Origin of the sequence: Paenibacillus sp. PSB04, from assembly GCF_025809195.1 — a bacterium.
GTDB lineage: Bacteria > Bacillota > Bacilli > Paenibacillales > Paenibacillaceae > Paenibacillus_AQ > Paenibacillus_AQ favisporus.
The window spans coordinates 412,197-437,208 of record NZ_CP081301.1; the positions used below are offsets into that span (position 1 = coordinate 412,197).

Sequence of the window (25,012 nt, forward strand, 5' to 3'; positions counted from 1 at the left end):
TCCGTAAATGCAAGTTTCACTCATTTCTTTTGATGAATCATGGTGCTGAAGTTCCTTCGGCGGCAGCAAACAAACGAATGGCGAGCTTGCGTATTTCCTCCGGATAACCGGCGAAGGAGGCTTGAAGCGGTGCATAGCCATCCGGCCATTCATTCGGAGAAAGGCCATTGTATACGATCTTTGTCGTCGCAGCCTTTCGTTTTTCCTCCTGATCCAGGTAAGCGACAAGCGGGAGTACGGGCTGATCGGCAAAATGCAGGATTCTGTCCGGATGGCAGCGGGTGGCCGCCGCCCAGACGACCTGGTCAATCCGGCTGGGATCGATATCATCGTTCACGACGATGATTTTCGGAATATAGGAGCCGCCGCGGCAGGCGAACACTACCTCTCCGATACGGCGGGCGAGTTCCTTCGAATCGGCATATGCCCCCGAGGAATCTACCGTCACGACAAGCCAATGGACCGCGGATTCGAACGGGATGAAGCAGCTGCGGACAGGCAAGCGATGGCGCCGCAGTTCATGCTGAATGCTTGCGGCGATCGCGACGCCCCAGTTCGTATGATTCTCCTCGGGCGGCATCCCTGCAGCCACCGCCGGCATGATCGGGTCAAGACGGTGAGTCATCGCCGTAACGCGGAAACACGGCACTTCTTTCTCGTGCCCTACCCACGTATATCCCGCATACTCCCCCATCGGACCTTCAGGTACGGTCTCATTCAAGGATACAAAGCCTTCAATGACGATTTCGCTGCTTGCCGGTACCTTAAGATCATGGCTTTCGCAGCCGACGACTTGAAGCGGTTTGCCGTACCATCCGCCCAGCAAATCGGCTTCATTCGCGCCGTCGGGCAGAGGATATCCGGCGATCATGGCGATGCCAGGATCCACGCCAAGACAAAGCGCATACGGCATGTCCTGGCCGATCTCCTTCCACTGCTCGTATATTTTGCCGATATGCTGGGATGGCACGATAACGCCGGCCATCGTCCTTTTGCCATGCAGCATGACCCGCGTAATCGACCAGTTCACCCAGGATCCGTCAGGCGAGCGTACGATCAAAATGCCGTATGTGTTGATGTAGCGACCGCCGTCGCCGACATGCAGGTACGGAACCGGAAGGCTCGTCAGATCGATATCCTCCCCGAACAGTTTCTTCTCCTTGCACGGCCCGTCCGGCACTTCCTGCGGCGGCAGCGGTTTAACTTCGGGGAGATGGGACCAAGCCTCAACCAGCTCCGCAATACCCGTCTCGGCGGGGAGCCCCAGCGAAAGCGCGATCCGCAAAAAAGGATGACGTTCATTCGGACTGAGACCGACTGGTGCACCCAGCACGCGAAATCCAGGGGCGCTGTCCTTGATCTTGCAAAACAGCGGCGCCGGGGCCGGCCGTTCATAGGCGTAACGGATCATCGCTCCCATTTCCAGATTCCAATCCACCTCCTGTTCGATCTTGATCATATCGCCGTATTGCTCCAAAGCCTCGATATATTCCCGAAAATCGATGCCGGCTGCTTGAATTGTTTTCATTGCCTGACCTCCCGAGTACTTTAAAATGTCTGCATACAAAGCTTACATCCGAGCTCTTTTATATGTAAAATATATATTAAGGTAGTTTACAATATAAAAAACATATGATGGTGAAGAGGTACGAGAATATGGATTTAAAAAAATTGGCCTATTTCGTGACGATCGTCGAAGAAGGACAAATTACCCGCGCCGCGCAGCGGCTGCACATCGCCCAGCCTCCATTGAGCCTTCAGCTCAAATCCCTGGAGGAAGAACTGGGTGTGACCCTGATCGAACGCGAAAACAAAAAATTCGAGATTACCCCGGCCGGGTGGACGCTGTATAAACGAGCTAAAGAGGTGCTCCACTCGATTGACGGGATGGTGGCGGAAATTCATGATCAGGAACAAGGTATGCGCGGCACGCTATCCATCGGTACGGTCATGTCCTGCGTTCCCTACCTGCCTTCCGTCGTCAAACAGTTCCAGCAAACTTATCCCCGGGTGACCTTTCGATTATGGGAGGATGATTCCTATCGGGTGGAAGAGCTGCTTCAGCAAAAAAGAATCGAACTGGGGCTCGTCAGGCTTCCCCTGCAGTCCGATTTAGGCGCCTATACGCCGGAGGTATCGATTGACCGGCTGCATACCGAACCGTTGGTAGCGATTCCGCCGGTCTCCATAGCGCTGGATGGACCGATCCTCGCGGTCGAGGAGTTATGCTGCCATCCACTGCTGATTTTGCGCGGACAGGGGGACTACGGAGTTTACCACCGGTTTATGGACATTTGCAAAATCAGGGGGCTGAAACCAAGCATAGTATGCGAGAGCCCCGACGTATCAACGCTCATGCTCCTCGCCGAATCCGGCATCGGGATCGCCGTCGTTCCCCGCTCGGCTCTGCTGCTCCGCCTGGATCAAGTAAGGCATGCCGAAATCGATCCGCCCATTGAATCCGATACCGCCATCGTCACGCTGAAGGGGCAATATCTCTCGGCAGCAGCCCGGAATTTCAAACAGCTGCTGCTCGGATCGATGGGAAACGGCCGAAGCTAAAAAACCTTCCGTTTCCATCATTTGCGAAAGGTCTTATATTTTATGGCACAACGATGGCTGCATCATAGAAAAATGCAAATCGCTTTCCATTCGGGTACAATAAAACCAAACGACCTATGGAGGCTGCAACGATGAATATGGAAGAAGAACCAAAGCAACAGGCGATTCCCGCCGAAGACGACCAAGGCAATTTCAAGCTGCTCGACACCCAGCGTATACTATCGATCACGTCCGAAATCGAAGGCGACGAGGACAGCGCAGCGATTTTCCATTACGACGACGGCAAAAAGTACAAATACGTGCACAGTGAGAAAGCCATGAAACAGTTCGGGGAGTGGATTCAAAAAGGGGAAGGTTAAACGCTATGTTGAGGATCGAAGGGCTGCCGCTAGGCAGCTCTTTTCATTGGCTTGCTGCTATAAAAGAGAACGTGTCCACTCTTCATAGTTAAATAAAAATGCCTCCTTGCAGTACCATTAGTGGTACAACAAGGAAGCAAACAACACCTAGCTATTATTATTGGGCTTAGAAATTTCCTTACGTATCTCTAAAAACATCAGATATAATCTAAGGAAGAAACCAATGAACAGTCCCACCCCTATGATAAATCCTACTTGCCCCAACAATACTAAAATGTAAGAAATTGCACAACCTAATAATATCAACCCTATGAGTTTCATTTTCCGGTCTCCTATGATGTTAATTTACTGGTTTAAATATGAGCAGAACGATTCCATCCTTTACATATAATCCAATAAATGCTATTACAGACCATTTTATACCATGAGCAGGTGTATCGCTAGGTCAAAAAATATCAGAATTGTTCGTAAGTCAATGTAATAATAAGCCCACAGGTGTTTGTGACTCTGTGGTTTTACTTTTATGATATATTATGTAAAAAGTCCGCTCTTTTACTTTTGTTGCTACACATAAGGAGTGTTTTGATTTGATGAGAAGATTCGCTACGTTCTTACTTAGCGTAATAATTAGCGTAATTGTTTGCTATGCCCTGGCGGCAGTAAGCGGTGCAGGTGATACTGGCCTTATTGTTTCATTATTAATTACGATCTCGCTTCAAATCTCATTCTTAACGGTAGTCTGCATTTTTAAAAAATCATAGCAACAAACTCATGAAAAAGGATTCGTTATTCGGATGCTTTTTTCAATTTCAAAATTATTAATAATTAACACAGATAGTTGAACGGCTAAATAACGGAGAATGCAATGAACGCAACTTCTCGAAACAAAAAAGGGTAAATTCAACCTCATTGCGGACGTATTTATTACCACCACGAATCCAGTGAGATTCAAATATCAAATGGGCTGTGGATACTGTTTTTAAGAGCAAACTGATCCGCTCATCCATGCCCTTCTCCCTTGGGCTCTTGATTCGAAAAATAAAGCCCCAAACACTCACGAGGGCATTAAAATAGCGTTCCTTACCATTTCGGTAACGTGTACACACGTCACAGAGAAGATGAAAAAGGATGCCAACGAGAAGATAAGGGTCCATTTCGGTGACATCCTGAATTTCAAGTTTGATCGCGACAAGAACCCAACGCCGTGATTTTTGCAAGAAATGTGATTTTTTTCGTGATTTTACGAGAAAAGGCTCCCTCGCGGGAGCCTTTCTCTTTACTAATATATTCAGGCTTTGGGAGCCTTATATTACATCATGCCGCCCATTCCGCCCATGCCGCCCATGTCTGGAGCAGCAGCCTTTTCAGGTTCAGGCTTGTCGGCGATTACGGCTTCTGTTGTCAGGAACATAGCCGCAACGGAAGCTGCGTTTTGCAGCGCGGAACGCGTTACTTTGGCAGGGTCAACGATACCTGCTTCGAACATGTTCACCCACTCGTCCGTAGCTGCGTTGTAGCCGATGCCCACTTTTTCTTTCTTCAAGCGGTCCACGATCACGGAACCTTCTTGACCAGCGTTGGCAGCGATCGTGCGGATTGGCTCTTCGAGAGCGCGCAGAACGATGTTCACGCCTGTCTTCTCGTCGCCAGCCACGTCTACGGCAGCTACTGCATGGTATACGTTCACGAGAGCTGTACCGCCACCGGATACGATACCTTCTTCAACCGCAGCGCGGGTTGCGTTCAGGGCGTCTTCGATGCGCAGTTTGCGCTCTTTCAGTTCGGTTTCGGTTGCAGCACCGACTTTGATAACTGCTACGCCGCCGGCCAGTTTAGCCAGACGCTCTTGTAGTTTCTCTTTGTCGAACTCGGAAGTGGTTTCTTCCAGCTGCGAACGGATTTGGGAGATACGAGCGTTGATGTCGCTCTTCTCGCCGCTTCCGTCAACGATGGTTGTGTTTTCTTTCGTTACGCGCACTTGACGGGCGTTACCCAGTTGCTCGATGGATGTGCTCTTCAGATCCAGGCCGAGCTTCTCGGTGATCACTTGGCCGCCAGTCAGGGCAGCGATATCCTGCAGCATCGCTTCGCGACGGTCGCCGAAGCCAGGAGCTTTAACGGCTACCGCGTTGAACGTGCCGCGCAGTTTGTTCACGATCAGCATCGCTTGAGCTTCGCCTTCGATGTCTTCGGCGATGATCACAAGCGGTCTTGCTTGTTGAACGATTTTTTCAAGCAGCGGCAGGATTTCCTGCGTGTTGCTGATTTTCTTGTCAGTGATCAGGATGTATGGATTTTCAAGCACAGCTTCCATTTTATCCGTATCGGTGATCATGTATGGGGAAATGTAGCCGCGGTCGAACTGCATACCTTCCACGACTTCAAGCTCTGTAGCGAATCCGCGGGATTCTTCAACGGTGATTACGCCGTCCTTGCCCACTTTTTCCATCGCTTCGGCGATCAGTTGGCCCACTTCTTCGTCAGCTGCGGAAATGGAAGCAACTTGAGCGATTTCTTGTTTCCCTTTAACTTCGTTTGCGATGTTCTTCAGCTCGGCAACTGCCGCTTTAACCGCTTTGTCGATCCCTTTGCGGACAACCATTGGGTTAGCGCCTGCAGTTACGTTCTTCAGACCCTCGCGGATCATGGCTTGAGCCAGAACCGTAGCGGTCGTCGTACCGTCACCGGCTACATCGTTGGTTTTAGTTGCTACTTCTTTAACGAGCTGAGCGCCCATGTTTTCAAAAGCGTCTTCCAGTTCGATTTCTTTAGCGATCGTCACACCGTCATTGGTAATGAGCGGGCTGCCGAATTTTTTCTCCAGAACGACGTTGCGGCCTTTAGGTCCGAGCGTCACTTTTACAGCGTTAGCCAACGCGTCTACACCACGCAGCATGGAGCGGCGTGCGTCTTCACTGAAACGGATATCTTTTGCCATGTTGATAAAAACCTCCCATAAATGATATAGATGTTGCTCATATGTTCAGGCTCTTCGCCGAAAATTCAATCCTCGCCGGATCAAAAAGTCGCTTAGCCTACGATTGCATGTATGTCGCTTTCTTTCATAATCAAATATTCTTTACCTTCATATTTGATTTCTGTTCCGGCATATTTGGAGAACAACACACGGTCGCCTTCTTTGACTTCCAAAGGAACGCGTGCCCCGTCTTTAACGGCTCCGCTGCCAACAGCGATAATTTTGCCTTCTTGCGGCTTTTCCTTGGCGGAGTCCGGAAGGACAATCCCGAACGAAGTTGTTTCCTCTTGTTGGATTGGTTCTACCAAAACGCGGTCACCCAAAGGTTTGATCATGAAAAATAGCCTCCTTATTTAGTATGTTGTGCTGCGGTTAAAGTCTGGTTGACGATTCTTGTTAGCACTCGACAACGTTCAGTGCTAACAACCACTTTTATGATACTCAACTTGGGAACAGATTTCAAGTCCTCTTTGAAGCATTTTTCTAAGAACTTCACACTTTTCATAGCACGTCCGCCGAACCCGTTCCATCCTGCACCGGACAAGCCTGTCACAGGCCTCCGCAGCGAATAAGACACCCTCCATCATTGTATCCACCGGAATCCGAAATATGCCGTTTTCCGTGATTTCTGAAAAAGAAATGCCGTTTTCGAAGAAAAGAAAAAAGCATCCTTTTTCCGTCCAGAAAAAGAATGCCTGTGTCCTGTTATTGCGGTTCGGCCGGGAACCGGTATCTCGCCTCCACCGCCGCATCCGCGGCCAGCTGCTTGCGGTACACGACGGAGGATAAAAACACGCTGAACTCATACAGCACGAGCAGCGGAATCGTCACGAGAAAATCCGAGATGAAATCCGGCGGCGTAATAACGATCGCGATAAATACGAGGGCGAAATAGGCGACCTTTCGCATTTTCCGCAGCCGCAGCGGGTTCAGGATCCGCAGCTTGGTCAGAAACATGACGATGATCGGCAGCTCGAACAGCAGCGCCACCGGTACGACCAGCGTAAACAAAAAGCTGAAGTATTGGGAGATGCCGTACGTCTCCTTCAGTCCCATCGACTCGGTCACCTGGGTCGTAAAGCCCAGCGCCATCGGGAATACAACGTAATAGCCGAAGGCAAGTCCGGCCAGAAACAGCAGAAATACGTAAGGCACATAGCGCAGCGCGGCCTTGCGTTCCACTTCGCGGAGCCCCGGGCTGACGAAGGCCCACAGCTGGTACGCCGTAAACGGAATCGTCGCCACAAGCGATACGATCATGGCGATCTTCATGTACATGCCGATCCCGTCCCAGAAGGAAAATGCGTGCAGCTCGAAATCCTTCGCTGAGTCGACGCTGATCAGGTACTGGTAGATGGGATTGGCGCAGACCAGGCCGACCACAAGCCCGAGCACGAGCACAACGAGGACGTAAATGATCCGTTTGCGCAGCTCGCCCAAATGCTCGACGATCGACATTTCTTCCTGTTTTTCCACGATGAGGTCACCTTCCTTCGCTTTAAGCCTTCCGGACAAAACAAAATCCCTCCCCGCAAGGAAGGGATGGATATGGACTGCCTGGACTTCTCCCTGAAGTCACTCCGGCAGGCGCTTATCTTGGGCAGCGCTGCTCTGCACAGGTGCAGGCTGCGTTTCGCTTGCGGCCAGCGGCTTAGGCTCGCTCTTGCGCGGCGCCTGATCGTCTTCGCCGATGATATCGCGGGCACCGTCCTTGAACTCGCGGAATGTGCGGCCGACGGCCCGTCCGAGTTCAGGGAGCTTGTTGGGTCCAAACAGCAGCAATGCCAAAATGACCAGCAAAATAATGCCTGGCACACCGATTCCACTCAGCATATGGTATTCTCCTCTCTGTACTTTACTCTTAACCAAAATCCGGATATGTAACACACCGTGTCCGAGTAAAGCAGATCATTGATGGATGTTTGCATTCGATTGGGCTTGTTCACAGCAATGACATAAAATTGCCACATCGCCATCATACCATATCACGGATCATTACAATATCAAATAAGTGTGACAATTTTGAAAAAAGTCAGGTAAATGCTGGATTATTGGCGGTATTGCCCGGTCACCATCAGCAGCGCTTCCGGCAGCTGGTCCATAATGGCCGCCAAGTGCTCGTGCACGCCCTTGGGCGAGCCCGGCAGGTTGACGATCAGCGTCCGTCCGCGGATGCCGACAATGCCGCGGAACAGCATCGCCGCGCGGTTCTTCTGCATGACGGTCGCCCGCATGGCCTCCGCGATGCCTGGCACCTCCCGCTCGATGACCCGGCGGGTGGCCTCCGGCGTTACGTCCCGGATCGCCAGCTCCGTACCTCCGGTCGTGAGCACCAGGTCCGCCTGGAAATAATCGGTTAACTCAATGAGCGATGCGATAATATCATCCTGCTCGTCGGGAACGATGCGGTATTCCACGATCTCCCCGCCCAATTCCTCCTCCACCAGCTCCCGGATGACCTGTGCGCTCGTATCTTCACGTTCACCTCGGGCTCCCTTATCGCTTGCCGTCAGGATCGCTGTTCTCCACACCATAAGATCACCCCTCCTCCTTTAACCCTAAGTTCTTATCCTTGTGAACCGTCTGATCCGAGCAGGTCCTTCTTCGACTATACTCAAGCTTCGCGGCTGTAGTCGCCGCTCTTGCCCCCGGTCTTGGATTCCAGCCGGGTCGGACCGATGACCATATCCTTCTGCAGCGCCTTGCACATGTCGTAGACCGTCAGAGCGGCAGCCGATACGGCGGTCAGCGCCTCCATTTCGACACCGGTCTTGCCCGTAGTCTTCACAGTTCCTTCTATATAAAGTTCATCATTTCCGTTATCGCTGAAATGAATATCAATGCCTGTCAGCGGCAGCGGGTGGCACATCGGAATGATATCCGACGTTTTCTTCGCCGCCATGACGCCGGCAACGGAAGCGACGGCGAGCACGTCTCCTTTGCCGATCCGCCCTTCCTTGATGCGCGCCAGCGTTTCTGGCGCCATCGTGACCGTCGTGCGGGCCACCGCCGTACGCGTGGTGACGTCCTTCTCCGAGACGTCTACCATTTTGGCCCGGCCTTGTTCGTTAAAATGCGTCAGATCCATCGTCAGCCCCCTTGTTCATCGTGTATATCCCTTGGTCGGTTATGAGGACCTGAAGACGGGCGTCGTTCTCGTCCATGGGGACGCGGTCCACTACCTGCGGCGCAAACCCAATCCCGGCCCACAGAGGCATGGCACCGTCCCCGGCCGCAGCGCTCCATCGTTCGTAAAGCCTGTCGTAGTAACCCGCACCGTACCCGAGTCTTCCACCTTCGTGATCGAAAGCGAGTCCGGGCACCAGCACCGCATCCGGCAGCATCCCGTCCTGCTCGGCCTGCACCCGCTCGGGGTCCGGCTCCAGGATGCCGTATGCGCCGGCCTGAAGCTCGTCCCACCGCCGCAGCCGGTGAATCGTCATGGAACGATCCCCTGGATGGCAGCGCGGGACATACACATCCACGCCCCGAAGCCAGGCCCGCTCGATCAGCGGCCGCGTGTCCAGCTCGCTGCGGAACGGAACGTACACCATCACGCTCCGGCATCCAGCCGCTTCCATCCACGCCGATGCATGACGGCAGGCCTGATCGGAAGCGCGTCTCCGCTCCTCTTCCGGCAGACCATCCCGCACCTGCCGCATGGCAAAGCGAAGACGCGCCTTCTCTTCTTTCATCCAAGCCGCCCCCTGTGGCATCCAACGACGCTTTCGATTTTCAGTCCTGCATCCGTAGATTTGCTCTTATCTTACCACTGTTGCTTCTCTTTCGCCAAGATTGTCCCGAAGTCCTGCACTGCAAGTCGCGCATTCTCAGTATTTCATGTAAACTGATCTTATTAAGATGATAGATGGAGGTTGCAACGTCACATGCTTCTTCAAGCGAGCGGAATCAAAAAATTATTCGGTATCACTCCCGTGCTGGAAGGCATCAACCTGCAGGTTCAGGAGAGGGAACGTATCGGCCTCGTCGGCGTCAACGGCGCGGGCAAGTCGACCCTTCTGCAAATTTTGGCAGGGGAAATGTCCTATGACGGCGGGCAAATTTATAAATCGAAGGAAACGACAATCGGGTATCTCGCCCAGAACAGCGGGCTGCAATCCGACCGTACCATTTGGGAAGAAATGCTGGGTGTGTTCACCCCTTTAATTGAGACGGAAAAAGAGCTCCGGGTGATGGAGCAGCAGATTGCCGATCCGGCGGTCATGGATAATCCGAAGAAATACCAGGATCTGCTGGACCGTTATGCTTCCCGTTCGGACTGGTTCAAGGACCACGGAGGCTACGAAATGGAAACGCGGATCCGCAGCGTGCTGCACGGCATGGGCTTTGGCAGCTTTGCGCCGGAGACTCCGATCGCCACGCTCAGCGGCGGGCAGAAGACGCGGCTTGCGCTGGCGCGCATCCTGCTGCAGGCCCCGGACCTGCTCATGCTCGACGAGCCGACCAACCACCTGGACATTGCGACGCTGACCTGGCTCGAGGATTATTTGCGCGCGTATTCCGGATCGCTGCTGGTCGTATCCCATGACCGGTATTTTCTGGACCGCCTCGTGACGACCATCGTCGAGATCGAGCGGCATCAATCCAAGCGGTATACGGGCAATTACAGCCGGTATATGGAGCTCAAGGCGGCCGAGTACGAATCCCAGATGAAGATGTATGAGAAGCAGCAGGACGAGATCGCCAAGATGGAAGCTTTTATCCAGCGCAACATCGTCCGCGCATCGACCACCAAACGGGCCCAGAGCCGGCGCAAAGCCCTCGAGAAAATGGACCGGATGGACAAGCCGCTGGGCGATTTGAAGAAAGCCCACTTCTCCTTCGAGGTCGAGTACATGTCCGGCAAGGAAGTGCTGCAGGTGCGGGACTTGTCCGTGTCGTTCCAGCCGCCGAAGGCGCTGTTTAAGGACGTATCCTTCGACCTGCGGCGCGGGGAAACGGTCGCGCTCATCGGGCCAAACGGGATCGGCAAATCGACCCTGCTCAAGTGCCTGATCGGAACCAGCCAGCCGCAGACCGGAGCGATCCACTGGGGGACCAAGGTCAAAATCGGGTATTACGACCAGGAGCAGACCAACCTTAATCCTTCCAATACCGTGCTTGAGGAGCTTTGGAGCGCCTACCCGCACATGGAGGAAGCCCGGATTCGCACCGTACTCGGCAACTTCCTGTTCAGCGGCGAGGACGTGCTCAAGAAAATCGCTGCGCTCAGCGGCGGCGAGAAGGCTAGGGTATCGCTGGCCAAGCTGATGCTGCTGGAAGCCAATATGCTTATACTGGACGAGCCGACCAACCATTTGGATCTCTTCAGCAAGGAAGTGCTGGAATCGGCTCTGATCGATTACGAAGGCACCCTGCTGTTTATTTCGCACGACCGGTACTTCTTGAACAAAATGGCCGAACGCATTATTGAGCTTCATCCCGAAGGGACCGAGCATTACCTCGGCAACTATGACGACTATGTGGCGAAAAAGCAGGAACTGGAGGAACTCAGCCAAGAAGCGCTTGAACAGGCAGGTGGAGCCGGAGCGAAGAACAGCCCCTCCAAACCGGAGGCAGCAAACGATAACAGCGATAAATCCGGCGTATCTTCGTTCGAGGCCGACAAGCAGGCCAAGCGCGAAGAGCGGAACCGGCAGCGCAGGCTCGCCGCGCTGGAGGAGCAGATCCAGAGCCTGGAAGAAGAAATTTCGGAACTTGACGCAGAAATGGCCAAGCCGGAGGTTTACCAGGACTACGTCGCCCTGCAGGAGCATCAGCAGCAGCAGGAGGAAAAGAAAAGCCAGCTGGAAACGATTTATGCCGAATGGGAAACATTGGCCGCGGAGTAAGCCGATTTTCCGCAAATGGAGCCGGCGGAAGCTCCAATGTTCGAACTTTTGTCAAATTTACAAAAAAAGTTTTGACGTTAAGATTCCACTTATTCACAGCCTTATCCCCAAAAAAAGTGCATAACTTCCAACAAAGGATGGCCTTAAGGGCCATTTTTTGTTGAGCAAATGCGCCTCTTTGTAAAATATCCATCTTTATCCACCAAATTATCCACATTATCCACAGTTCCCACAGGGAACCTGTGAAAAACCTATCCCCTATTTTCACCCCCCTATAAACCAGCGATTTCATTAAGAAACAGGTGGTTGTGCACAATTTCGGTGGAATATGTGGATAACCTTGTCCACATCTTGACAAGGACCAGGTCCTAAGATATAGCCCCAAAGTAGGTCCTTGGCCTGCCGATTCGCCGATTCTTCCGACAAGAATGACAGGAGCCTTCGACGGCATAACGGCTTTTTCGTCCCCTATCGTTGGACAACAACCGCCATAACCGTCAAAGATGCAAAACAGCCTGCCGTCTCATCAACGAGACAACAGGCTGTTCATAATTCACAAGGTCTATGTTACTGATTTCCCTCCGGCTCAGGCCGGAACTCATGATCGGGAAAACGTACGGCCGGCTCGGCTTTCAAGCGCGGACGGACCATTCCTCCAGCGAAAATTGCGGCATCGCCCGCAGGTCCAAACCGGCGAACTGCTGCTCCTTCCATTTCAAATAAGCAGCAGCACCGATCATGGCCGCATTATCCGTGCAGTATTTGAACGGCGGGATAATCAGCTCGATGCCTTCCTGCTCGCACTGGCGGGACAGCTCCGCCCGCAGGCCCTTGTTTGCCGCCACGCCCCCGCACAGCAGCAGCTGCTTCGCATGATAAGACTTCACCGCGCGGATCGACTTGGTGACGAGCACTTCCACGACGGATTCCTGGAAGCCGCGCGCAATCGCACCCTCCGCGGCCGGCTCCCCGCGCATCTTGCGCTGGTTCACCACGTTCAGCACCGCCGACTTCAAGCCGCTGAAGCTGAAATCGTAGCTGTCCGGCTCAAGCCAGACCCGCGGAAGCGGAATGGCCTCTTCGGACTCCATCGCCAGACGGTCCACGTGCGGGCCGCCCGGATACGGAAAGCCGAGCGCCCGAGCCACTTTGTCGTACGCCTCGCCGACCGCGTCATCCCTCGTGCGCCCGATGACTTCGAAGTGGCCCTCCTTTTCCAGGTAGACCAGCTCCGTATGCCCGCCGGAAGTCACCAGCGCCATACACGGGTACTTCAGGTCGGCCACCAGGTTGTTGGCGTATATATGGCCGGCAATATGATGCGTGCCGATGAGCGGCTTCGAGAGCGCAAACGCCAGACTGGTCGCCGCGACGACGCCCACAAGCAAAGCCCCGACGAGGCCGGGGCCCTGGGTGACGGCAATGGCCGACAAGTCCTGCGGGGTGATGCCCGCGGCCTGCACTGCTTCCTGAAGCATCAGCGTAATATTCTCGACATGCTTGCGGGAAGCGACCTCCGGCACGACGCCGCCGAACACCTTGTGGGTTTCGATCTGGCTGGCGATCAGGTTGCTGAGCACCTCTTTGCCATCTTTGACCACCGCGGCGGACGTTTCGTCACAGCTCGTTTCCACCGCCAGAATATAGCATGGTTGTGATTGTATGTTGGCTTGATTCATTTGTGTACTTTCCTTCCTAGCCGCGGGCGTTCTGACTGCGGTCCGGAAACAGCTCGGCCCACATGATCATCGCGTCCTCCTGGTTGTCCGAATAATACCCTTTTCGGAGTCCGGCCGGCTCGAATCCCATTTTCATATATAAATTTTGCGCCACCCGGTTAGAGACCCGGACTTCGAGTGTCATCCGTTTCATGCCAAGCTGCGAAGCTGTCTTCATCAGTTCAAGCAGCAGGCGCTCTCCCCATTTGCGGCCGCGGTACGGGGACAGAACAGCAATATTCGTCACATGCGCTTCGTCAATGACCGTCCACATCCCCGCATATCCGACAGGTTCCCCGTTCCATTCCATCATCATATAACGCGCAAAATGATTATGCGTCAGCTCGTTCCGGAACGCTTCCTCCGTCCAGGGCAGAGTGAATGCGTCATGCTCGATCACCATCACGGCGGGTATATCCTCTAATGTCATCGGACGGAAAGTTAATCCTTCCGCGTCCTGTTTGATCTCCTGCTCCATGATTGTCAAAAGACTCCCTTCACGGCTTGCGCAGGAGCTTTTCAGCTTCGGCAAGCTGCGTATAGTTTGGCACCAGGGCGTGCAGCTCATCCCGCTCTCCCCGGAGTAGGCGGTCCGCACCAAGCTTTCCTACCGGCTCCCCTTTCATATCGCAGGAAGTCAGATGAAGCCGGTCTCCCAGCATGGAATGCAGCCGCTGCACCGACTCCTGATGATTGCCGATCTCGCCGACAAAATGGACGGCAGCCGGCCATTCTTCCTCCGGCATGGACAAGAGGAACTGCTCCAGCTCCTCCACCCACGGCTGCATCAGCCGGATGGCATCGTCCTTCTTCCGCTGCGGGATGCCCGCCTGCCCGGCCGCAAACAAGGCCGTATACGCCTGGCCTCTTCTGGCGTCCACGAGCGGAATGACCCAGCTCGTTTCGCCTGAGGCCCGTGAGTCCGGGCCGGCCATCAGTCCGCTCCAGGCCAGCGCATGCAGGCTGGAAATGCCGGCGACCGGCACGTTCCAGGCCCAAGCCAGCGTCTTGGCGGCCGTGACGGCAATCCGTGTTCCGGTATAAGAACCCGGGCCAACACCCACGGCGACGCCGTCGACTTGGGATGCTTCCACGCCGGCTTCCCGGAGGCCTTTCTGGATCAAAGGCAGCAGATGGACCGAATGATTCCGCTCGCCTGAAGCCTCGATCGTATGGAGCACGCGGTCGTCCTCCATGACCGCCAGCGCCAGGCAGGCCGTCGAGGTGTCCAGCGCCAAAAACCGCCGCAGCGGCTGTGAATTCTCGTTATTCATGTTGATACGACTCCATTTCTGTTCAAACTGCCGACCCATTCTTCATAAGGCTGCCCATACCCTCGGACCGTAATGCTTCGCTCCGTGAGGCCGACAGTCTCGATGTAGATATGCAAATGCCGGTCCGGCAGCAGTTCTTCGATGATTTGCGACCATTCGACCAGGCTGACGCCGTTTCCGAAGAAGTACTCGTCCAGTCCCAAATCCTCGGCCTCCTCCAGAGACACCCGGTAGACATCCATATGGTAAAAGGGCAGCCGCCCTTCGTATTCCTTAATAATGGTGAATGTGGGGCTGTTTACAACGTCCTGCACCCCAAAATGCCTGGCGAACGCCTGCGAAAAGGCGGTCTTCCCCGCCCCCAGATCGCCGTCCAGGCCGATCACGGTCCCCGGCTCCGCTACGCCTGCCAGCCACGCGGCCAGCGCCTCCGTATCCTCGGGGCTGCGGGAGGAATAGATGAACGGTTTCCCGTTATGATTGCTTTCCACGATGGGATTCCACCTTCTCCTTCCAAATCCTTGAATGCAACTTGCCCTTAATTATATCGGTCAACCCTGACACCCGCAAGGACTGGGGGCCGTGTGTTCCGGTCAGCCTTATCCCTAATCCTCAAGGATGGTCAGCTGCGGCCACTGCCGCTTCCAGTTTTTCGACCGTACCCGGCTGATATAGTAGGCTCTATCCTCAAACCGGGGACTTCTGCGTACGACGAGGCCGAACAGATCGTCCAGCCCGTAAGGGGCCAAGATCTCCAGCCTGTTCCCGGTATTCAGGCTTGCGCCTACTGCGGTCGCCGTCTCCGGCCACCAGCTGACCGCGTCCTCCGAGGAAACGTAAGGCGGATTGCCGTTGCGGATATGCATGCGCGCCTGATTTTTAACAGACCATTTATCATTCCCGGTTTGTTCGATCAGCCTCTGCTCCAGCAGCCATTCGCGTTCCTCCGACAGATCTCCCGGATCATAGAAAATAACGTCAATATCGGTATGGGCCGCCTGGTTCGTAAATCCGTGCAGCCGGTCCCACACCGTCCCCCTGACGTACCCGGCCGCGATGTAGCACTGCGGAAGCCCCAACTCCCGTACCCGTTCCAGATCTTTCATTAAAAGATCATTTTCCAGGATATACTGCCGTAAACGTTCTTCGTAGGACATACGCATCCTCCAATCCCTTTGGCAGCTCATCCGCCGTGTTCCTTCATTATATCACGGAATCACAGAAGAACCGTTCGGGGAGAAAAGCGACAGCGGACTCCCGCGGCTTCCTGCCAGCGAGCAAAGCCCCTGTGCCGGAAGGGACAGGGGTTATATTTCGTGCGTAAGGCGTGAATGATCGTATCGAACACTATTTTCGTTTCTTTTTCCACGGCTTGATGACCGAAATGACGAATATGACCAGCGTCAGAACGATCTGAATGAAGACGAACGTATTTCTGAGACCATGGTTACGGAGAAATCCAGGGTCTTCAAGCGCCTCCGGCCCCATCGTCTCCAGCAGATAGAGATTGGCAAGCATCAGCTTATCCACGACGAAAATGCCGATGAACGTCTGCAGCAGAAACAAAATCCATTTCACGGCCAGCCAGCGGTGCCTGAAGAAGCCCCATGGCGTAAAAAAGCCATACACGAAGGCGACCGCCAGTGTCCCCACGGCCCCCGTCCGGATCACACCGTCGCTGATGAGCACGATGACTTTATAAGATTTCAGCGTATCTTCATAGCTGTTTAACCCCAGCGCAAAGTTGACGGCCACCGAGCTCAGAATGCCGCCGAAAAACAAGGACACCAATACGATATGCACGATCTTCAGCCATTTCATGGCGGGTGCGCTCATTTTCTTCACATTTGTCCTCCTCCCTTTCCCCAAGCCCGCAACTTTCGGAGTCAGGCCATAAGTCCTATCCTACCGGTCGGAGATTGCAAACCTGTGACAACGATGTACGCAATCCGTGAAATTTGGCGGCAAGCCCCAGCAGCCGCGGAACATGGCGAATCAGGGAAGCCGCAGAATCGACAATCATTTTAGGAAAACGGCCATTCGACAAATCTCCACTGACCGGAGTTGTCAGTGAAGTGGGGGTATGATGGGGTTGAAGGGCAAACAGCCCGCAAATTTGCCAATGCGCTGACAGCATCGTCTGCCGGCTTTACATTAAAAAATGAACATGGAGGAGATTCAAATGGAAAAAGCTCTCAAGGATCGCAAACCAATCGGATATGTATTCATTCCCGGGGCGGGACTGGACGCCCAAATATGGGACAGGGTGGCAGGGGAGCTGCCGGCGCCTTGCCTGACGGTGGACTATCCGGGCAGAGGAACGAATAACGGAGGAACAAGCAAGCTGTCCTTAAAGGATTATTGTGCACATGTAAAGGAGCAGATCCGCAGCTGGGATGTGGAAAAGTTCATTCTGGTCACTCATTCTCTCGGCGGTGTACTCGGTCTGAGCATCGCCGACGAAATGGCGGACCGGGTCGCCGGTTTTGCCGCCATCGGAGCGGTGATCCCGGCAAGCGGGGGATCGTTCACGTCCGCCTTCCCTTCAGGTCAGCGGCTCCTGCTGCCCCTGATGATGCGCTTGTTCGGGACCAAGCCTCCGGAACAAGCCATCCGCCGCGGGCTCTGCAGCGATCTCACCGAGGAGCAGGCCGACGAAATCGTCCGCCGATTTACCCCCGAATCGATCCGGGTCTACACGGACCGGGTAGAGGCTGCTTCCCGGCTTCAGGTCCCTTCGCTGTACATCAAGCTTGGTCAGGATCAGGAGCTGAAGCCAGGTCTGCAGGACAAGATGGCCGGAAATTTGGGCGCCCGCGTCGAACGACTTGAGTCCGGCCATATGCCCATGCTGAGCCACCCGGATGAGCTGCGTCAGCTGCTCCAAAAGTTTGCTACCTCGGTGTCCGAGGCAGGATAACAGGCAGCCGGCCGGGCACCCCTGTCTGCATTATTGGAGGAGCTCCACATCCTTTTTACTTGTTACCCGGAGACCTCCAGCCATTTGCGGATGACGGCCTGCAGCATATCCCGCTTGGACTCGACATCATTCATACCGGTAAATCGGATCGTTGCCCGGTCAGGCGCAGACCATTCCAGCAGCTCCTGCGCATGTTCGAAAAACGGCCTAAGGTCGACAGGATCTTTTGACTTCGCCCCGCGATGCAGCACCAGCCTGAAAAATCCTTTTCCATGCAGATTAAAGGTCACCCTGTCGTCATTTTGGAAGAGAAAGCTTGGGGCGTTCCACTTGATATGCTCGGAGAGCCCTTCATCCGTGTTCAATATGATTTTCCGAACTTCCTCCATTTCAGGCTTAAGCGGATGATCCAGCTGTTTCAGAAAATTCTCCACATGCTCGCTGGACGGCTTTGGCACGGTTATCACTCCTGACTTCCGATGATTTTGGTGCACTACATTCGCTGCGACATACCGTATGTCCTGCCTCCGTCCGATCTTTGTGATGACCAACTGAATATCAAAATAAAAAAAGTGCGTAATCACCTCACGCACTTTTTTCTATCTCTTTTCCCAGGTCTATGGACTGCCGATCAACCCGCTCAAGATTTGGATAAAACCGCTGTCTCTTCCCCGGCCAGCACCGGTCCGCTCTCCCATACCCGACTCGGAATTTCGCGCCTGAGTACCGGCAGCACTTCCTCCGCGAACCGCTGCAGCTGCTCTTGCTGCTCCGACTCGGTCAGCCCATCCACGCCGATGCTCAGCACCGTATGGCCAAACGCTTCATGGTAATTCAATATTTTCTCGATGACCTTTTCAGGGCTGCCGATCAGCGCCGGGCCGTTCTCGATCTGATCCTCCAGGCTGTGAAAAGGCGATTGGTTATGCTTTGCCGATTCGGTTGCGCTGAAGGCCGTATAATACGGTCGGTACCGCCGGATCGCTTCCTCGGTCGTATTTCCCAAGTACAGGCTCCCGGAGCCCGCGCCGACGACCGCTTTGGCGGGATCATGGCCGTAATAGGCAAGACGTTCGCGGTAATGATCGATCAGCGCTTTATACTTGGCCTGCGGATGGAAGGCGTTGGAGGAAAAAATCGGCTCCCCGAACTTGGCCGCCAGCTCGGTCGAGCGTGTACTTGAGGCGCTGCCATGCCAAATCGGAATGGAGGCCTGATATGGACGGGGGAACGTCGTCACTTCCCGCAGCGGAGGCCGGTACTTTCCTTCCCAGGTGACGTTTTCTTCCGTCCACAATTGTTTCAGCAGCCTGTACCGCTCTTCCATCGAATCCCACTGCTCTTCCTCCGTAATGCCGAACAGCGGATAATGCCGGGGGTCGTTTCCTTTGCCGATGATCATCTCCAGCCGGCCGCCGGACAAATGGTCCAGTGTGGCATAATCCTCAGCCACCCGCACCGGATCCAGCACGCTCAGCACGGTCACCGTCGTCAGCAGGCGGATGCGGGACGTGCGGGACGCGATGGCGGTCAGCACTACGGGCGGCGCCGAGGACAGGAAGGGAGCTCCGTGCCGTTCTCCCACACCGTAAGCGTCAAAGCCGAGCTTCTCGGCGAGGACCGCCTGCGAGATGACGTTGTGGAACTTTTGCTGCGCGGTCAAGGACTCCCCTGTTACTGCATTGGGAAGATTCATCATAAGGCTAAATACAGCCACTTTCATATGGAATCTGGCCTCCTATCCATTCAAAATCAGTTGAGTTCGGTCGGCTGCTCCAGACGTGGTCCGGCACCTGCCGCTTCCTTCCGTTTGCGCAGAAGGAGCGCCAGCGGAATGGCCAGCGCCACCAGCGCGCTCGCGAACAAAAACGCATCGTCGATGCTCTGCGTATACGCCTCGCGGCGTATCCACTCCGTGCCCTGCGCCGCATAGTTAGCGTGCAGACGGGACTCGTGCACGCTCATCCGCGCATAAAACACCGACGTAAACATGCCGAGCGCTCCCGCGCTGAATAGCTGCCGCAGCCAGTTGATCAGGGCCGAGGCATGGCCTGATTCGGACTGCGGAACCGCCGCCATCGCCGCGCTGGTCGCCGGCGTCAGTGACAGCCCCGTACCGACATTGCGGATTGCCAGCCAGATCATGACGGAGACGAGCGTCGTTTCCGTGCCGAGCCGGCTGAAACGGAAAGTCGTCACCAGCAGGATCAGGCTGCCCAGGGCAATCAGCGCTGCCGGCCCAAAGGTGCGGTAACCTTTCCCCGACAGGAACGTGGCCAGGGTCAGACACGCGGCCGCGGGAAGAAAGAGCAGCCCGACTTGAAAAGACGACAGCCCTTGAACTTCTTCCAGGAACAGCGGGACAAAGTATACGCCGGAGTAGAGGGCAAAGGACAAGATCAGCGATACACCGAGGCTTGCAGCGAACGTGAAATTGCCGAACAGCCTGAGGTTCAGCAGCGGCTCCTTCGTGCGCAGCTCGACCCGGATGAAAAGAGCGGTGCATGCGCCGCCGATCAGGAGGCAGCCCCACGTCCAGGCCGACCACATGCCCCAGGCGTGCAGATTGCCGAACAGCAGCAGGATGGCAAGGCTGCCCACAGTGGCCAGCAGGAGTCCGGCGGAATCCAGACGCTTTTGCGGACCCCGAACGTCCTTCGGGAGCAGGATACGGCCCGCCAACCAGGCCAGAATGCCGGCCGGCAGCGTCACGAGAAAAATCAGGTGCCAGTCGTGCTGCTGAAGCCACCCGCTAACCGAGGGGCCCACCGCCGTGCCAAGCACCGTCGAAAACGACCAGACGCTGACCGCTAGAGGCTGTCTTCCTAGCGGCAGCGTCTGATAAATCATGGCCAGGGACACAGGCTGAATCAGTCCGCACCATAAGCCCTGCAAGATGCGGAAGAAAATCAGCGCATGAATGTTCCAGGACAGGGAACACATCACGGAACTGACGGTGATTCCGGCCAGCGACAGCAGAAACATCCGCCTGCCGCCGAAACGGCTGGAGAGATAGCCGCTGACGGGAGCAATCATACCGAAAGCCAGCGTAAAGCCCGTAATGATCCACTGCACCGTCCCGAGGCCGGTGTGAAAGATGCCGATAAAGCCGGGCAGCGAAACGTTTAAGGAAACCATGGGATACATGCCGACAAAGGAGCCGCAGAACAGGGTGAGCAGAACCGGCCAAAACGGCAGACTGCCCTGCCCCTCTTCGGCCTTTGCCGCGGCAGCATTCATCGTGACTGACAATTCATAACCTCCCGTTCAGGTGGCGGCCATCCCGTCACAGCGCATAGTGGCAGGCCGCGTGGTGACCGCTGTCCAGTTGGCGCAGCGCCGGCTCCTCCTGCCGGCAGCGGTCTGTGGCAAACGGACACCGGGTATGAAACCGGCAGCCAGAGGGTGGATTGGCCGGCGACGGAATTTCCCCTTCCAGGCTTCCGGCCGGCTGGCCTTGGCGGGGCGTGGTCTGCGGTATGGCCTCAATCAGAGCCTGGGTATACGGGTGGGCCGGGGCGAGAAACAGCGACTCGCTCGGTGCGATCTCCACGAGCTTCCCGAGGTACATCACGCCGATCCGGTCCGACAGATGCCGGACAACCTGCAGGCCATGGGCGATGAACAGGTAGGTCAGCCCCAGCTTCTGCTGCAGGTCCTGCAGCAAATTGATGATCTGGGCCTGAACCGATACGTCCAGCGCAGATACGGCTTCGTCGGCGAGAATGAACCGCGGGTTCAGGGCGATCGCCCGGGCGATGCCGATCCGCTGCCGCTGCCCGCCGGAGAACTCGTGCGGATACCGCTGCGCCCACGATGGGTCGAGCCCCACCAGTTCCAGCAGCTCGCTGACGCGGCGGCTGATGTCAGCGGGGGAGCGCTGCCCCTGACCGTGCACTTTAAGCGGCTCGGCGATGCTGTCGCCGATCTTCCAGCGCGGATCCAGCGATCCGTACGGGTCCTGGAAGATCGTCTGCATATGCTGGCGGGCGGCGCGCAGTTCACGCCCTCCCAGGTTCGTCAGGTCCTTGCCATCAAAGAGTACCGTCCCCGCCGTGGCACGCTCCATCTGGAGCAGCACCCGGCCCAGCGTCGACTTACCGCTGCCGGACTCGCCGACCAGGCCGAAGGTTTCGCGCTTGCGGATCGTAAAGCTGACGTCGTCCACGGCGCGGATCAGCTTCTTCGCTTTGCCGATGCCTCCGCCATGCACGGGGTAATACTTTTTCAGGTGATCCACGGTAAACAAAGCGTCCGCCGCTTCTTCCGCTGCCCCGGCTGAGCCGGCTTCGCCGCGTCCTTCAATGTTCTCTTCTGCGCCGCCTTCCCGTGTAACGCGTAAAGCAGCCGTCACGCTGGAAGCCGCTGGGTCGCCAGAACCTGCAGCTGCACCCGGAACAGCCATCGCATTGGATGCTGCCACCGCACCGAAACCTTCAGCTGTACCGGAAACCTCAGCTGCACCGGAGCCCGCCGGCTCGGCGGGGGCCATCCAGCCCTCCGACTGAACCAGCTCCTCCGCATGCCAGCAGGCGCTCCGGCGCTCGCCGGATCCGGTTAAGACCGGCGCTTCCTGCATGCAGCGCTCCGTGGCAAAGGGGCAGCGCGGGTGAAAGCGGCAGCCCTGCGGAAGTGCGGCCAGGCTCGGGATCGAACCTTCGATGGAGTGCAGCTTCGTGCCGCGGACCGTGTCCAGCGTCGCGACGGAACGGAGCAGGCCCCGCGTATACGGGTGGCGCGGAAGGCGAAACAGCTCGGAAGCCGGCGCCTCCTCGACGATTTCGCCGGCATACATGACGACCACCCGGTCGGCAATTTCGGCGGCGATCCCGAGATCATGGGTGATCAGCAGGATCGACATGCCGAGCTCAGCCTGCAGCTCTTTCAGCAGGCGCAAAATTTGCGCCTGGATCGTAACGTCCAGCGCAGTGGTCGGCTCATCCGCGATGAGCAGGTCCGGCCCGCAGGACAGCGCCATGGCGATCATGGCCCGCTGCAGCATTCCGCCGGACAGCTCGCCCGGATACTGCTTCAGTCGCAGCTCCGGCTCCGGAATGCCGACCCGCTTCAGCAGCCGGACGGCGCGCTCCCTGGCCTCCCGCTTGGATACTTTCTCATGCTGCAAGATGGTCTCCTGAATTTGCTGCCCGATCGTAAAGACCGGGTCGAAGGCCGCCATCGGCTCCTGGAACACCATCGCCATCCGTTTGCCGCGAATCCGGCGCAGTTCGGCCTCCGGCAGGCCTGCCAGGTCCGTCCCGTCCAGAAGAAGGCTTCCTCCGCTGATGCGCCCGTTCTCATGGTCGATCAGACGCATGATCGCTTTGGAGGCCACCGTCTTGCCGCTGCCCGACTCCCCGACGAGGCAGACGGTTTCCCCGGCTTCGATCGACAGCGTCACGTCCCGGATCGCCTGCAGCGTTCCTTTTCGGGTCGTAAAATCGACGGACAGCTCCCGGATATCAAGCAATGTGCTCATTGATGCTTCCCTCCTTTAGCGCTGGGTGACTTTCTTCGGATCGAAATGGTCCCGGAGCCGGTCGCCGATAATGTTGACGGACAACACGAATGCGGTGATGGCCAATCCCGGGAAGGTGCAGATCCACCAGGCCGCGGTCAAATAGCCTCTGCCTTGGGAGAGCAGCGTCCCCCAGTCCGGAACCTCGCGCAGAACCCCGAGGCCCAGAAAGCTCAGGCCCGATCCCGTCAGAATGGACGTTCCGATACCGATAGCCGCCATAACCAGCAGCGGAGACAGGCTGTTCGGCAGCACATGCTTCCAGAACACGCGCAGCGGCGAAGCGCCGATGGATACCGACGCTTTGACGAACGTCCGGCTCTTAATGCTCAGCACCTGCGCCCGCATAACCCGGGCATAACCCGGCACAGAGGATACGGCTACGGCCAGCACGATGTTAAACAGGCTCGGTCCGAGCGCGCCGGCGATGGCCAGCGCCAGCAGGATGCCCGGGATCGTCATCAGCACGTCATTGAGACGCATGATCGCCGTGTCGATCCAGCCGCCCGCATAACCGGACAGCGCCCCGATCGTTCCCCCAAGCAGGCCGCCGACGAGGACGGAAGCAAAGCCGATAAAGAGCGAGTCCCGGCTCCCGTACACGACCACGCTGAAAATATCCCGGCCGAAATAGTCGGTGCCAAACAGATGCGCCCCGCTTGGCGCCTGCATGATGCTGTCCGTCCGCATCTCCGTCGGGGCGTAGGGCGCAATCCACTGCGGCACGATGGCACAGGCCGCCACAAACAGAATGATTAATCCGGCCGCCACCAGGAACAGGTCGCTTGCCGTAAACTTACGGATTTTCGGTGCGGCCGCGGCCGCGAGCTTCCGCTCGCGCCAGACCGTCTTGGCGGATACCGCCTCCCTCATAACTGCTCCCTCCCAAGGTTTAAGTTGAACGTCTCACGCGCGGATCGATCAGCGTATAGGACAGATCCACCAGCAGGTTAACCAGCGTATAGATGATGGCTGAGAACAAAATGACGCCCTGGACCACCGGGAGATTCTTGGCCATGATCGCATCCGAAATGATCCGGCCGATGCCCTGGCGGGAAAACACCGTCTCGACGACAACCGTGCCGGCCAGCATGTCACCGATCAGCATACCCGTCATCGTGACGGCCGGTATCAGCGCATTGCGCAGCGCGTGACGGTACATGACCGCCCGCTCCGCCAAGCCCTTGGAACGAAGCGTCACGATGAACTGTTCGCTGATGACCTCCAGCATGCTGTTGCGGACCATCCGGATAATAAAGCCGCTCCCGACCGTGCCGAGCGCCAGTGCGGGCAGAACCAGCGTCCGCCACCCGTCCGATCCCATCGCCGGAAACCAGCCCAGCGTAATGGAGAAAATCAGGATGAGCAGGATGCCCGACCAGAAGGTTGGCATGGAGATGCCGAACAGCCCGATGACGCGGGCGATGATGTCAATCGCCCCGTTCCGGTGAATGGCAGACAACACGCCCAGAAGCAGACCCACGGTTACGGACACCAGCACGCTGGCTCCGGTCAGGGCCAGGGTGGCGGGGAAGCTCTCGGCGATTTTGGGCAGCACCGGATCGGAATTCAGCAGGGATTTGCCGAAATCCCCCTGCAGGATGCTCCCGAAATAATGGAGCAGCTGGATGTGAAACGGCTGGTCCACACCCAGCTGATGCCTTAAGTTCGCAATGACCTCCGGCGTCGCCATCGAGGGGTCAACCATGTTGTCGGTCGGATCCCCGGGAAGAACGTAGAGGATCGTGAACACCAAAACGAGCGAGCCGATAATGACGAGGAGCGACGTTAAAAGGCGCCGGGTTACCATCCACAGCATGCCGCCTCAAGCC

The 25,012-nt window shown here is 56.2% G+C and carries 24 protein-coding genes; 4 read left to right on the plus strand and 20 right to left on the minus strand.

The annotated features are described in order from the left end of the window. Positions 1–37 precede the first annotated feature (37 nt). Positions 38–1,528 carry a UbiD family decarboxylase gene (locus K2F33_RS02150; RefSeq protein ID WP_263880897.1) on the minus strand — a complete coding sequence of 497 codons (1,491 nt, stop codon included), beginning with the start codon at positions 1,526–1,528 and terminating at the stop codon, positions 38–40. 128 nt (positions 1,529–1,656) lie between these two features. On the opposite strand from K2F33_RS02150, the gene K2F33_RS02155 reads away from it, so the two are divergent. Both K2F33_RS02155 and K2F33_RS02160 read left to right on the plus strand, forming a co-directional pair. Continuing rightward, positions 1,657–2,562, plus strand: coding sequence for a LysR family transcriptional regulator (locus K2F33_RS02155; RefSeq protein ID WP_263880898.1), 906 nt, complete (start codon positions 1,657–1,659; stop codon positions 2,560–2,562). Positions 2,563–2,693: 131 nt separating this feature from the next. Then, on the plus strand, positions 2,694–2,921 hold the full coding sequence (locus tag K2F33_RS02160) for a hypothetical protein (RefSeq protein WP_089549950.1): 228 nt from the start codon (positions 2,694–2,696) through the stop codon (positions 2,919–2,921). A gap of 1,309 nt (positions 2,922–4,230) precedes the next feature. Here K2F33_RS02160 and groL read toward each other — a convergent pair. From groL to K2F33_RS02195, 7 genes are all read right to left on the minus strand, one after another. Further along, positions 4,231–5,859: a chaperonin GroEL gene (groL, locus tag K2F33_RS02165; RefSeq protein ID WP_089549948.1), complete on the minus strand. Its 1,629-nt coding sequence runs from the start codon at positions 5,857–5,859 to the stop codon at positions 4,231–4,233. A 92-nt stretch (positions 5,860–5,951) separates the two neighbouring features. Next, on the minus strand, positions 5,952–6,233 hold the full coding sequence (groES, locus tag K2F33_RS02170) for a co-chaperone GroES (protein ID WP_076174926.1): 282 nt from the start codon (positions 6,231–6,233) through the stop codon (positions 5,952–5,954). 370 nt (positions 6,234–6,603) lie between these two features. Continuing rightward, a complete protein-coding gene (tatC, locus tag K2F33_RS02175) occupies positions 6,604–7,377 on the minus strand; it encodes a twin-arginine translocase subunit TatC (protein ID WP_089550500.1) in 774 nt (257 codons plus the stop codon). Positions 7,378–7,473: 96 nt separating this feature from the next. Then, positions 7,474–7,728, minus strand: a complete 255-nt coding sequence (gene tatA, locus K2F33_RS02180) for a twin-arginine translocase TatA/TatE family subunit (RefSeq protein ID WP_089550499.1) — start codon at positions 7,726–7,728, stop codon at positions 7,474–7,476. Positions 7,729–7,946: 218 nt separating this feature from the next. Beyond that, complete coding sequence (locus K2F33_RS02185; protein ID WP_076174928.1) at positions 7,947–8,432, minus strand: MogA/MoaB family molybdenum cofactor biosynthesis protein; 486 nt, start codon at positions 8,430–8,432, stop codon at positions 7,947–7,949. A gap of 80 nt (positions 8,433–8,512) precedes the next feature. Further along, on the minus strand, positions 8,513–8,986 hold the full coding sequence (gene moaC, locus K2F33_RS02190) for a cyclic pyranopterin monophosphate synthase MoaC (protein WP_263880899.1): 474 nt from the start codon (positions 8,984–8,986) through the stop codon (positions 8,513–8,515). Then, on the minus strand, positions 8,967–9,593 hold the full coding sequence (locus K2F33_RS02195; protein ID WP_244867654.1) for a 5-formyltetrahydrofolate cyclo-ligase: 627 nt from the start codon (positions 9,591–9,593) through the stop codon (positions 8,967–8,969). Before K2F33_RS02195 ends, moaC begins: the two co-directional genes overlap by 20 nt. Positions 9,594–9,785: 192 nt before the next feature. Here K2F33_RS02195 and K2F33_RS02200 point away from each other — a divergent pair, with 192 nt between their 5' ends. Beyond that, on the plus strand, positions 9,786–11,750 hold the full coding sequence (locus K2F33_RS02200) for an ABC-F family ATP-binding cassette domain-containing protein (protein WP_263880900.1): 1,965 nt from the start codon (positions 9,786–9,788) through the stop codon (positions 11,748–11,750). A 632-nt stretch (positions 11,751–12,382) separates the two neighbouring features. On the opposite strand, the gene tsaD is transcribed toward K2F33_RS02200, so the two are convergent. From tsaD to K2F33_RS02230, 6 genes are all read right to left on the minus strand, one after another. Then, a complete protein-coding gene (gene tsaD / locus K2F33_RS02205; RefSeq protein WP_263880901.1) occupies positions 12,383–13,429 on the minus strand; it encodes a tRNA (adenosine(37)-N6)-threonylcarbamoyltransferase complex transferase subunit TsaD in 1,047 nt (348 codons plus the stop codon). A gap of 16 nt (positions 13,430–13,445) precedes the next feature. Then, positions 13,446–13,946, minus strand: a complete 501-nt coding sequence (rimI, locus tag K2F33_RS02210; protein WP_089549944.1) for a ribosomal protein S18-alanine N-acetyltransferase — start codon at positions 13,944–13,946, stop codon at positions 13,446–13,448. 19 nt (positions 13,947–13,965) lie between these two features. Then, positions 13,966–14,742 (minus strand): tRNA (adenosine(37)-N6)-threonylcarbamoyltransferase complex dimerization subunit type 1 TsaB, encoded by a 777-nt coding sequence (tsaB, locus tag K2F33_RS02215; RefSeq protein ID WP_263880902.1) that lies wholly within the window; start codon positions 14,740–14,742, stop codon positions 13,966–13,968. Continuing rightward, positions 14,739–15,233, minus strand: a complete 495-nt coding sequence (gene tsaE / locus K2F33_RS02220; RefSeq protein ID WP_076174948.1) for a tRNA (adenosine(37)-N6)-threonylcarbamoyltransferase complex ATPase subunit type 1 TsaE — start codon at positions 15,231–15,233, stop codon at positions 14,739–14,741. The genes tsaB and tsaE overlap by 4 nt, the downstream gene beginning before the upstream one ends. Positions 15,234–15,347: 114 nt before the next feature. Continuing rightward, positions 15,348–15,899, minus strand: a complete 552-nt coding sequence (locus K2F33_RS02225) for a nucleotidyltransferase family protein (protein ID WP_263880903.1) — start codon at positions 15,897–15,899, stop codon at positions 15,348–15,350. 190 nt (positions 15,900–16,089) lie between these two features. Next, entirely contained in the window at positions 16,090–16,578 is a 489-nt protein-coding gene (locus K2F33_RS02230; RefSeq protein WP_263882276.1) for a DUF2269 family protein, read from the minus strand. A gap of 346 nt (positions 16,579–16,924) precedes the next feature. Here K2F33_RS02230 and K2F33_RS02235 point away from each other — a divergent pair, with 346 nt between their 5' ends. Further along, positions 16,925–17,662: an alpha/beta fold hydrolase gene (locus K2F33_RS02235; protein WP_263880904.1), complete on the plus strand. Its 738-nt coding sequence runs from the start codon at positions 16,925–16,927 to the stop codon at positions 17,660–17,662. A 62-nt stretch (positions 17,663–17,724) separates the two neighbouring features. On the opposite strand, the gene K2F33_RS02240 is transcribed toward K2F33_RS02235, so the two are convergent. The 6 genes from K2F33_RS02240 to K2F33_RS02265 all read right to left on the minus strand — a co-directional run bounded on the left by K2F33_RS02240 (position 17,725) and on the right by K2F33_RS02265 (position 24,999). Further along, positions 17,725–18,120 carry a DUF1801 domain-containing protein gene (locus tag K2F33_RS02240; protein WP_263880905.1) on the minus strand — a complete coding sequence of 132 codons (396 nt, stop codon included), beginning with the start codon at positions 18,118–18,120 and terminating at the stop codon, positions 17,725–17,727. A 182-nt stretch (positions 18,121–18,302) separates the two neighbouring features. Continuing rightward, positions 18,303–19,385, minus strand: coding sequence for an LLM class flavin-dependent oxidoreductase (locus K2F33_RS02245; protein ID WP_263880906.1), 1,083 nt, complete (start codon positions 19,383–19,385; stop codon positions 18,303–18,305). Between the two features lie 29 nt (positions 19,386–19,414). Continuing rightward, a complete protein-coding gene (locus K2F33_RS02250) occupies positions 19,415–20,914 on the minus strand; it encodes a DHA2 family efflux MFS transporter permease subunit (RefSeq protein ID WP_263880907.1) in 1,500 nt (499 codons plus the stop codon). Positions 20,915–20,948: 34 nt separating this feature from the next. Next, positions 20,949–23,141, minus strand: coding sequence for an ABC transporter ATP-binding protein (locus K2F33_RS02255; protein ID WP_263880908.1), 2,193 nt, complete (start codon positions 23,139–23,141; stop codon positions 20,949–20,951). Between the two features lie 15 nt (positions 23,142–23,156). Further along, positions 23,157–24,053 (minus strand): ABC transporter permease, encoded by an 897-nt coding sequence (locus tag K2F33_RS02260; RefSeq protein WP_089549939.1) that lies wholly within the window; start codon positions 24,051–24,053, stop codon positions 23,157–23,159. A gap of 19 nt (positions 24,054–24,072) precedes the next feature. After that, on the minus strand, positions 24,073–24,999 hold the full coding sequence (locus tag K2F33_RS02265; protein ID WP_263880909.1) for an ABC transporter permease: 927 nt from the start codon (positions 24,997–24,999) through the stop codon (positions 24,073–24,075). Positions 25,000–25,012: the final 13 nt, after the last annotated feature.

What these genes read in the sequence shown, in the direction of transcription:
- K2F33_RS02255 (WP_263880908.1), bottom strand. Translation starts at nt 23,141, where the DNA reads ATGAGCACATTGCTTGATATCCGGGAGCTGTCCGTCGATTTTACGACC.
- K2F33_RS02230 (WP_263882276.1), bottom strand. Translation starts at nt 16,578, where the DNA reads ATGAGCGCACCCGCCATGAAATGGCTGAAGATCGTGCATATCGTATTG.
- K2F33_RS02185 (WP_076174928.1), bottom strand. Translation starts at nt 8,432, where the DNA reads ATGGTGTGGAGAACAGCGATCCTGACGGCAAGCGATAAGGGAGCCCGA.
- K2F33_RS02235 (WP_263880904.1), top strand. Translation starts at nt 16,925, where the DNA reads ATGGAAAAAGCTCTCAAGGATCGCAAACCAATCGGATATGTATTCATT.
- K2F33_RS02245 (WP_263880906.1), bottom strand. Translation starts at nt 19,385, where the DNA reads ATGAAAGTGGCTGTATTTAGCCTTATGATGAATCTTCCCAATGCAGTA.
- K2F33_RS02155 (WP_263880898.1), top strand. Translation starts at nt 1,657, where the DNA reads ATGGATTTAAAAAAATTGGCCTATTTCGTGACGATCGTCGAAGAAGGA.
- rimI (WP_089549944.1), bottom strand. Translation starts at nt 13,946, where the DNA reads ATGGAGCAGGAGATCAAACAGGACGCGGAAGGATTAACTTTCCGTCCG.
- K2F33_RS02150 (WP_263880897.1), bottom strand. Translation starts at nt 1,528, where the DNA reads ATGAAAACAATTCAAGCAGCCGGCATCGATTTTCGGGAATATATCGAG.
- K2F33_RS02260 (WP_089549939.1), bottom strand. Translation starts at nt 24,053, where the DNA reads ATGAGGGAGGCGGTATCCGCCAAGACGGTCTGGCGCGAGCGGAAGCTC.
- moaC (WP_263880899.1), bottom strand. Translation starts at nt 8,986, where the DNA reads ATGGATCTGACGCATTTTAACGAACAAGGCCGGGCCAAAATGGTAGAC.
- K2F33_RS02195 (WP_244867654.1), bottom strand. Translation starts at nt 9,593, where the DNA reads ATGAAAGAAGAGAAGGCGCGTCTTCGCTTTGCCATGCGGCAGGTGCGG.
- groL (WP_089549948.1), bottom strand. Translation starts at nt 5,859, where the DNA reads ATGGCAAAAGATATCCGTTTCAGTGAAGACGCACGCCGCTCCATGCTG.
- tsaD (WP_263880901.1), bottom strand. Translation starts at nt 13,429, where the DNA reads ATGAATCAAGCCAACATACAATCACAACCATGCTATATTCTGGCGGTG.
- K2F33_RS02200 (WP_263880900.1), top strand. Translation starts at nt 9,786, where the DNA reads ATGCTTCTTCAAGCGAGCGGAATCAAAAAATTATTCGGTATCACTCCC.
- K2F33_RS02265 (WP_263880909.1), bottom strand. Translation starts at nt 24,999, where the DNA reads ATGCTGTGGATGGTAACCCGGCGCCTTTTAACGTCGCTCCTCGTCATT.
- tsaB (WP_263880902.1), bottom strand. Translation starts at nt 14,742, where the DNA reads ATGAATAACGAGAATTCACAGCCGCTGCGGCGGTTTTTGGCGCTGGAC.
- groES (WP_076174926.1), bottom strand. Translation starts at nt 6,233, where the DNA reads ATGATCAAACCTTTGGGTGACCGCGTTTTGGTAGAACCAATCCAACAA.
- K2F33_RS02160 (WP_089549950.1), top strand. Translation starts at nt 2,694, where the DNA reads ATGAATATGGAAGAAGAACCAAAGCAACAGGCGATTCCCGCCGAAGAC.
- K2F33_RS02225 (WP_263880903.1), bottom strand. Translation starts at nt 15,899, where the DNA reads ATGTCCTACGAAGAACGTTTACGGCAGTATATCCTGGAAAATGATCTT.